Raw genomic sequence first — 8,502 nt, 5'->3', positions numbered from 1 at the left:
GCGGACAGCACCTGGCGATTCCCGAGGTGGCTGACCTGTCACACTCGCTGTCTCCCGCCCGTCTACCAGAGCACCCCGCGCGAGCCGGAGCTGCTCACGCACCGCGAGGACGAGGTCGAACTCGAACCGTTCTACGAGGACGAGTACGACGAGGAGCTGACCGATGAGGAGGCCCGCGTCGTGCGCCGCAAGAAGGTCTGGCGCCGCGTGCGCCGCACCGCCTACGTCGCCTTCGGCCTGATGCTGCTGGCCCCGGTCGTCGCGTTCGCCATCGCCTACCAGGTGGTCGACGTGCCGAACCCGGAGGCCGTCGCGGCCGAGCAGGGCAAGGCGATCACCATCCTCTACGCCGACGACACGGTGATGGCCAAGATCGCCCCGGAGGGCGCGAACCGCACCCTGGTCAAGTACGAGGAGATCCCGGACACCATCAAGCACGCCGTCTTCGCCGCCGAGGACCCGACGTTCGAGACGAACCCGGGCTTCGACATGCGGTCGATCGCGCGCGCGGCCTGGTACCAGGTGACCGACCGCGACTCCGGTGGCTCCGGCCTGACGCAGCAGTACGTGAAGAAGGCCACCAAGAAGGCCGACGAGACGCTGACCCGCAAGTTCAACGAGATGGTCACCGCGTACAAGATGTCGCAGGAGCAGGACAAGGAAGCCATCCTGACGGCCTACCTGAACACGGTGTACTTCGGGCGCTCGGCCTACGGCATCAAGACCGCGGCCAAGGAGTACTTCAACATCGACGACCTGAGCCAGGTCACCCACTCCCAGGCCGCCCTGCTCGCGGGCATGATCCAGAACCCCAGCAAGTCCGAGAACCCGACCTACCGGGAGGACCGCTGGACCTACGTCATGAACCAGTTGCGCAACTTCAACTGGATCGACGACAACTACCGCAAGACCGAGCCGGTCGCCGTGCCGGTCGAGCGGGTCGAGCAGTCCGGTCTGGCCGGCGCACGCCTGCACATCAAGAACAAGGTCCTCGAGGAGATGGAGTCCGAGGCCGTCAACTGGGGTCAGGAGAAGTCCCAGCAGCTCGGCGTCACCGTGCACACCACCATCGAGCCGCCGAAGCAGCAGGCGGCCGAGGACGCGGTGCGCGACGTCATGGGCGGCCAGCCGCCGGAGCTGAAGCAGTCGCTCACCGCGATCGACCCGCAGACCGGCGCGGTGAAGGCGTACTACGCGGGCGACGACGGCACCGGCCTGGACTACGCCACCGGCACCCTCCAGGAAGCGGGCTCGTCGTTCAAGCCGTTCGACCTGGTCGCCGCCCTCAAGGCGGGCAAGGGCCTCGGCTCGACCTACGACGGCCGCTCCCCGAAGACGTTCAACCTCGGCGGCACGAGCATCACCATCCGCAACGCGTCGGACCGCAACAACACCTGCGGCGAGAAGTGCCCCGTCCGCAAGGCGATGGAGATGTCGCTGAACACGGTGTTCTACGAGATGGTGATCGAGATCGGCACCCAGCCGGTCGCCGACGCGGCGCACGCGGCGGGCATCCCCGAGTCCGTGGACGTCGGCAACGGCCCGCAGAAGCTGCTGGTCAACGAGAACGGCGGCGCACCGAACGTCGGTATCGCGATCGGTGGCGGCGAGGCGCAGGTCCGGCCGTTCGACATGGCCTCGGCCTACGCCACCTTCGCCGCGCGCGGCATCTACCACCAGCCGTTCTTCATCTCGAAGATCACCAACTCCGAGGGCAAGGCCGTCTATCAGCACGTCGACGTGACGCGGCAGGCGTTCGACCCGGACGCGCAGAAGAACCAGGACATCGCGGACAACGTCACCGAGGCGCTCAAGCCGGTCCTCACGTACTCGCGGATCCCCTGCACGGGCCGCGAGTGCGCCGGCAAGACCGGCACCCACGAGCTCCCCGACGACGCCAGCCAGAACTCGAAGGCCTGGATGGTCGGCTACACGCCGTCGCTGTCGGCCTCGGTGTGGATGGGTCGCAACGAGGGCAACGTGGCGTTGACGGACGCCAAGGGCAACCCGATCTTCGGCGGTGGCCTGCCCGGTCAGATCTGGAAGAAGTTCATGGACAAGGCCCTGGAGGGGACTCCCCCGGAGCCCTTCCCGAGGGCCAGGCCCCTGAACCAGTTCGAGGACCCGAAGCCGGTGGTCACGACGACCACGACGACCACGACGACGAAGCGGGAAGAGGAGAACCGCACGACGACGACCGAGCCGACGACGACCCGGCAGCAGCCGCCGACGACGACTCGCACCCCCCGTCCGTGCGTGGGCCTCACCTGCCAGACCACGACCACCACGACGACCCCGAACGAGCCCGATCCGGGCATCGGCAACGGCGGCCCACCGACGGGCTAGCACCGCACGCACCCCGAAGGGCCCGATCCGGCAGCGCGCCGGGTCGGGCCCTTCGCCGTCGGGCGCCCGAACCCGGCCGGCCGGACATGGGCGGACCTCACAACCGCTGTCGACGCGTGCCCGTAGCATCCGTTTCCGTGGCCAGCCCCTCGCAGCACTCGCAGGCGAACGCCGACGACCCGCAGGCGAACGCCGACGACACCGTCTCGCTCAGCCCGGAGGAGCGGGTCAACCCGACCTGGACCGAGCCGCTGGCCCGGACGGCGAGCAAGCCGCTGGGGGGACCGGTCGGCCGGCACGCGTCGGTCGGGCGGCAGTGGTTCTGGACGCCGCTGCGCGTCGTGCTGCTGTTCGCGGTGGTGACGCTGGCGCTGGCCTGGTTCCAGAAGTCGCCGTGCATCCAGCAGTACGTGGACGACAACGGCGTGGTGCAGCTCGACTGGCGGGGCAGCAAGCAGTTCACCGCGATGTGCTACTCCGACACCGTGCCGCTGTACACGGCGGAGCGGTTGGACAAGGCGGACACGTTCCCCTACCGCACGTCCTGGGTGGACGACGAGGGCAAGCCGACGGCGCACGTGCGGTACATGGAGTACCCCGTGCTGACGGGCATGTTCCAGCTGCTCAACGCCCGCATGGCGCAGGGGTGGACGGTGATCGCCTCGTCCGGCTGGCTGCCGAACCCGATGACCGTGATCGTGTACTTCGACATCACCGCGCTGTGGCTGGCGCTGGCGTGGCTGGTGACCGCGTACGCGGTGGCGCAGCTGGCCAGGCGACGACCGTACGACGCGGTGCTGGTGGCGGTGTCGCCGCTGGTCATCGTGCACGCGTTCACCAACTTCGACACGCTGGCCACGGCGTTCGCGACGGCGGGGATGCTGGCGTGGGCGCGCAAGAAGCCCGTGCTGGCAGGCGTGCTGCTGGGGTTGGGCGGCGCGGCGAAGCTGTACCCGCTGTTCCTGCTCGGACCGCTGCTGCTGCTGTGCTGGCGGGCGGGCAAGCTGCGCCAGGGGTTCACCACGCTCGGCGCGACGGTGGCGACGTGGGGGCTGGTGAACGCCCCCATCGCCTGGCTGTACCCCGACGGGTGGCGCGAGTTCTTCCGGCTGAACACCGAGCGCGGCGTCGACCCGGACTCGCTGTACAACGTGGTCTCGCAGTGGACCGGGTGGCCGGGCTTCGACCCCGGGCTGATGCACGGGCAGGCACCCGAGGTGCTGAACACGGTCAGCGCCGTGCTGTTCCTGGTGTGCTGCGCGGCGGTCGCGTTCGTGGCCCTGAGCGCGCCCCGGCGGCCCCGGTTCGCGCAGCTGGCGTTCCTCGTGGTGGCCGCGTTCCTGCTGACGAACAAGGTCTGGAGCCCGCAGTACTCGCTGTGGCTCGTGCCGCTGGCCGTGCTCGCGCTGCCGCGGTGGAAGCTGCTGCTGGCGTGGATGGCAGTGGACGCGCTGGTCTGGGTGCCGCGGATGTTCTTCTACCTCGGTGTGGAGAACAAGGGCCTGCCGATCGACTGGTTCCTCGGCGCGGTGGTCCTGCGCGACGTCGCGGTGATCGTGCTGTGCGTGTTCATCGTGCGCGAGATCTACCGGCCGGAGCTGGACAAGGTGCGCCAGGCGGGCGACGACGACCCGTGCGGCGGCGCCTTCGACGCCGCGCCGGACCGGTTCGCGCTGCGCCTCGGCCGATCGGGTCGACGGGCGGAGGCCGAACCGGAGACCCCGGTCGGCGCCGCGGCCTCAGGGCCGGTCGGGAGCTGAAGCCCCCCGGACCGCCGGTGCCCACCGGTGGTCCGGGTTCTGGACGTGGCCGGGGTCTTGGTGGCCCGCGGTCAGGCGGTGGTCGACGGCGCGGGACGGCGCGGGCGCGTCGGCTTGCGGTCGGTGAAGGTGACCTCGGACTTCAGGAACACCAGGAACAACGCCACCAGCAGCGCCGCCCGGCCCCACACGCCGATCACCACGGCCTGCGCGGCGAACCCGTCGTAGATGCCCGACGGCTCACCGAACTCGATCGCGTAGTACCAGCGGAAGATGCCGATGCCCATGGCGACGTCGGCGGCGAAGTACGCCGCGACCCAGCCCCAGTGCACCCGCAGCAGCACGAACATCGGCACCAGCCACAGCGTGTACTGCGGCGAGTGCACCTTGTGCAGCAGCAGGAACCCGCACAGCATCGCCGCCGACACCGGCACCCACGGGTAGCTGCCCTCGCGCGCGTACCGGCGCCAGCCGATCCAGCACGCCAGCGCGAACGACACCAGGATCCCGACCGGCGACAGCACGCCGACCAGCGACTGCATGGTGTCGTCGGACATGAACGGCCGCATCGACCAGAACCAGATCGAGTTCGTGGTGATGTCGACCCGACGCAGGCCCTGGAACGCGAACGACGCCTTCCAGCCCTCCAGCCCGGCCACCGCGATCGGCAGGTTGATCAGCACCACCGTCACCACGGACGCCAGCGCGACCTTCACCGCGCCCGCGAAGTCGTACCGGACCCCGCGCGGCAGCCACCGACCACCGGGACCGCCGGTGAGCACGTACAGGCACAGCGGCAGCACGAAGATCGCCGGGTAGATCTTGAACGCGAACCCGATGCCCAGCAGCACCGACGCGACCACCGCCCGGTCCACCAGCGGTCGCTCGCGCCTGCCCCAACCCCGGTGCACCACGTACACCGCGGCCACCGCGCAGAACACGACCGGCAGGTCCCAGTTGTGGAACGCGTACAGCACCATCGGCGGGCCCAGCGCCCAGATCAGCGCGCGCCACCGGCTCAGCCTGCCCAGCAGCCACCCGGTGGCGAGCCCGAACGGCGCCATCAGCAACGCCGAGAACAGCAGGAACGCCGCGTCGGTGCGCGCGAACAGCGCACCCGCCCAGATCAGCAGGCCGGTCAGCACCGGGTACTCGACCACGCCCCCGACCAGCACGCCCTTGCTGTTGATGCTGCCGTGCACGTACGGGAACACGTGCCGGTCGACGTCACGGCCGATCCACAGGTGCTGGATGTCGGAGTAGCAGACCTCGGCCTTGTTGCGCTCCTCGTAGTCCGGCGCGCTGCGGCCCCACTGGTCGAACTCCGGCCCGGTGCAGCGGTCCTTGTTGAGGAAGCCGGCGAGCATCGTCAGCCCGCACAGGAGGACGACCGCGGCGAGCGCGACCCGGCCGAACCGCGGCAACCGCGACCCGGCGCCCGCCCGCTCGGGCACGGCCACCACCTCCCGTGTCACGCTCATCGGCCCAGGTGCTCGCGGAGGAACGCGATGTCCGCCGCTTGCCCTTCGTCCGGTGTCTCGACCAGCACCGGCGAGCCGGCCGCGGCGGCCACCTCGACCAGCTGCCCCGGGTCGATCGTGCCGGACGCGATGTTGGCGTGCCGGTCGCGCGAGGAGCCGAACTCGTCGCGCGAGCTGTTCAGGTGGACCAGGTCGATGCGGCCGGTGATGGCCTTGACCCGGTCGACGATGCCGACCAGGTCCTCGCCGGAGGCGAACGCGTGGCAGGTGTCCAGGCAGAACCCGGCGTCGAACTCACCGACCGCGTCCCACAGCCTGCCGAGCATGTCGAACGTCCGCGCCATGGCGTTCTCGCCGCCCGCGGTGTTCTCGATCAGGATCGGCACCGCGAAGCCACCGCTCTCGGCCTGCCGCTCGAACATCTTCCGCCAGTTCGCGATGCCCTCGCCCGGGTCCTCGCCCTTGGTGACGTGCCCGCCGTGCACGATCAGGCCCTTGGCGCCGACCTTCGCCGCCGCCTCGGCGTGCTGGAGCACGATCTTGCGCGACGGGATGCGGATGCGGTTGTTGAGCGACGCGACGTTGGCCAGGTACGGCGCGTGGACGAAGACGTCCAGGTCAGAGGCCAGCAACCCGTCGGTCTGGGGGTGCGGCTTCGGGGCCTTCCACCCCTGGGGGTCGGCCAGGAAGAACTGCACCACGTCGGCGCCGCGTTCGACGGCGGCGCCGAGCGGGTCGTCGTCGCGGACGTGGGCCCCGATGCGCATGAGAGTGCAGGGTAGTCGGGCCCTGCAACGCCCCGGCGACCACCGCCGATAGGAAAATTGTCACCGAGGGGGATGGCCCGCGTCACCATCAGCACCTACCCTCGTTACTTGCAAGTAGGAAACTGTTTCACCCGCGGCACGCCAGGAGGCCAGACATGCGGATCCGGCTCACTCGACTGGTGGGCGCGGCGACCGTCGTGCTCGCGGTCGGCACGGCCGGCGCCGCCGCGGGGTCCGGCTCGGCCTCGGCCGCCGAACCCGTCGTCGTGGGCAGCTGCGCGACGACCGTGCAGGGCGCACCGGGCACGCCGGTGGCGCTGAGCACCGGCGCGGTGCTCGACCCGGTCGTGCAGCTCGTCCGGGCCGTCCCGCTGCTCGGACCGCCGCTGGCCGAACCGTTCCGCCAGGCGTTCTCCGCCCTGCCGCCCATCCCCCTCGGCGCGATCCCCACCGGCTCGGGCGTCATCACCGGCGGCGAGATCGCGAACAAGGTCAACGCCGAGCTGGCCAAGCTGCCCCTGCTCGGGCCGATCATCGTCACCCTCTCCTCCGGCGTGCGCACCGAGCTGACCAAGCTGTGCGGCGTCACCCTCCAGGGCGTCAACGCCGCCGTCGCGCCCGTCCAGGACGGGTCGAAGGCCCTCGCGGACGCCTCCCAGCAGGCCGTGGGCCAGGTCCCCGGCGTGCCCGGCGGCAAGCCGTCGCCGAACCAGCCGCCGCAGACCGGTCAGCCGGGCGTCAACCCCGGCACGACGCCCGGCGCCTCCGACCCCGGCACCAGCCCGAGCGGCCAGCCCCGGAACAACCCGGTCGGCGGCGTCGGCGGGCTCGACGTGCCGCTGTACGGCTCGAACCCGTGGGGCGGCAACTTCGGCCGCGTGCCGCTGTTCAGCTACGGCTCCCTGCCGTTCGCCGTCCCCGGCCGGTACGCGCCGTCACCGGGCGTGCGCTATGGCGGCGGCGTGAGCGGCTACCGGCCCGGCTACGGCGTGCCCGGCGCGGAGGACTCCGACAGCGTGCAGACCGCGGGCCGTGCCCAGGCGCTGCCCGCCGGTGGTCGGATGGGCGGCGGCGTGGCCGCTCCCGTGCTGCTGGCGGTGCTGCTGCTGTCCTGCGTGACGGGTGCCCTGGTGCGCACGTGGGTGCTGCGCCGAGCCACCGCCTGACCGCCTGTTACCCTTCACGGGTTGCTGACGCGACGACCCTCCTGCCACGGAACGTCCGTGGCCGCCGAGTCCACAGGAGGTGAGTGGTCTTCATGCGTCATTACGAAGTGATGGTCATCCTCGACCCCAGTCTCGACGAGCGCACGATCGCGCCGTCCCTTGACACGTTCCTCAACGTCATCCGCACCACGGGTGGCAACGTGGAGAAGGTCGAGGTGTGGGGCAAGCGCCGGTTGAGCTTCGAGATCAACAAGAGCTCCGAGGGCATCTACGCCGTCCTCGACCTCATCTCGAGCCCCGACGCGGTGAAGGAGCTGGACCGCCAGCTCGGCCTCCAGGAGACGGTGCTCCGGACCAAGGTCATCCGGCGCGAGCCCGCCAAGGCCGCGAAGACCGCGGCGCGGATCGCGGCCAAGGCCGCCGTCAAGGCCGCCAAGAAGGCCTAGGAGCACCCCGACATGGCAGGCGAGACGACGATCACGGTGGTCGGGAACCTGACCGCCGATCCCGAGCTCCGCTTCACCCAGTCCGGCGCCGCGGTGGCGAGCTTCACCGTGGCTTCCACCCCCCGCACGTTCGACAAGGCGAGCGGTGAGTGGAAGGACGGCGAAGCGCTGTTCCTGCGGTGCAACGTGTGGCGGCAGGTCGCGGAGAACGTGGCCGAGTCGCTCACGCGCGGTTCGCGCGTACTCGTGACCGGGCGGCTGCGCCAGCGTTCCTTCGAGACGAAGGAAGGCGAGAAGCGCACCGTCATCGAGCTTGAGGTCGACGAGATCGGCCCCTCGCTGCGCTACGCGACCGCGAAGGTCAACAAGGTGAGCCGCGGGGACGGCGGCGGCGGCTTCGGCGGCGGCGGTCAGTCCCGCGGTGGCGGCGGCGGTGGCGCCCCGGCCGACGACCCGTGGGGCTCCGCGCCCCCGGCCGGCTCGGGTGGCTTCGCCGACGAGCCCCCCTTCTAGACCGGCACCGGTCCACTCCACAC

Annotated in this window: 7 protein-coding genes; 5 read left to right on the top strand and 2 right to left on the bottom strand. The window is 70.7% G+C overall.

Going from position 1 to position 8,502, the window contains the following annotated elements:
* On the top strand, nt 1-2,346 hold a 2,346-nt coding region (locus AB0G02_RS01120; RefSeq protein ID WP_360787387.1), incomplete at its 5' end, for a transglycosylase domain-containing protein.
* Between the two features lie 137 nt (nt 2,347-2,483).
* Nucleotides 2,484-4,106, top strand: a complete 1,623-nt coding sequence (locus AB0G02_RS01115; protein ID WP_360787384.1) for a glycosyltransferase 87 family protein — start codon at nt 2,484-2,486, stop codon at nt 4,104-4,106.
* Nucleotides 4,107-4,177: 71 nt separating this feature from the next.
* Here AB0G02_RS01115 and AB0G02_RS01110 read toward each other — a convergent pair whose 3' ends face one another.
* Nucleotides 4,178-5,587 (bottom strand): hypothetical protein, encoded by a 1,410-nt coding sequence (locus AB0G02_RS01110; RefSeq protein WP_360787381.1) that lies wholly within the window; start codon nt 5,585-5,587, stop codon nt 4,178-4,180.
* Nucleotides 5,584-6,354 carry a deoxyribonuclease IV gene (locus AB0G02_RS01105; RefSeq protein WP_360787378.1) on the bottom strand — a complete coding sequence of 257 codons (771 nt, stop codon included), beginning with the start codon at nt 6,352-6,354 and terminating at the stop codon, nt 5,584-5,586. Before AB0G02_RS01105 ends, AB0G02_RS01110 begins: the two co-directional genes overlap by 4 nt.
* 155 nt (nt 6,355-6,509) lie before the next feature.
* Here AB0G02_RS01105 and AB0G02_RS01100 point away from each other — a divergent pair, with 155 nt between their 5' ends.
* From AB0G02_RS01100 to AB0G02_RS01090, 3 genes are all read left to right on the top strand, one after another.
* Nucleotides 6,510-7,520 carry a hypothetical protein gene (locus tag AB0G02_RS01100; RefSeq protein ID WP_360787375.1) on the top strand — a complete coding sequence of 337 codons (1,011 nt, stop codon included), beginning with the start codon at nt 6,510-6,512 and terminating at the stop codon, nt 7,518-7,520.
* Between the two features lie 92 nt (nt 7,521-7,612).
* Nucleotides 7,613-7,966, top strand: coding sequence for a 30S ribosomal protein S6 (gene rpsF, locus AB0G02_RS01095; protein WP_360787372.1), 354 nt, complete (start codon nt 7,613-7,615; stop codon nt 7,964-7,966).
* A gap of 12 nt (nt 7,967-7,978) precedes the next feature.
* Nucleotides 7,979-8,479: a single-stranded DNA-binding protein gene (locus AB0G02_RS01090; RefSeq protein WP_158847458.1), complete on the top strand. Its 501-nt coding sequence runs from the start codon at nt 7,979-7,981 to the stop codon at nt 8,477-8,479.
* Nucleotides 8,480-8,502: the final 23 nt, after the last annotated feature.

This window comes from Actinosynnema sp. NPDC023658, assembly GCF_040639995.1.
GTDB lineage: Bacteria > Actinomycetota > Actinomycetes > Mycobacteriales > Pseudonocardiaceae > Actinosynnema.
This window is presented reverse-complemented; position numbering and strand designations above follow the sequence as displayed.

Coding starts and splice junctions, on each gene's coding strand:
- AB0G02_RS01110 (WP_360787381.1), bottom strand. CDS start 5,587: ATGAGCGTGACACGGGAGGTGGTGGCCGTGCCCGAGCGGGCGGGCGCC.
- AB0G02_RS01105 (WP_360787378.1), bottom strand. CDS start 6,354: ATGCGCATCGGGGCCCACGTCCGCGACGACGACCCGCTCGGCGCCGCC.
- AB0G02_RS01100 (WP_360787375.1), top strand. CDS start 6,510: ATGCGGATCCGGCTCACTCGACTGGTGGGCGCGGCGACCGTCGTGCTC.
- rpsF (WP_360787372.1), top strand. CDS start 7,613: ATGCGTCATTACGAAGTGATGGTCATCCTCGACCCCAGTCTCGACGAG.
- AB0G02_RS01090 (WP_158847458.1), top strand. CDS start 7,979: ATGGCAGGCGAGACGACGATCACGGTGGTCGGGAACCTGACCGCCGAT.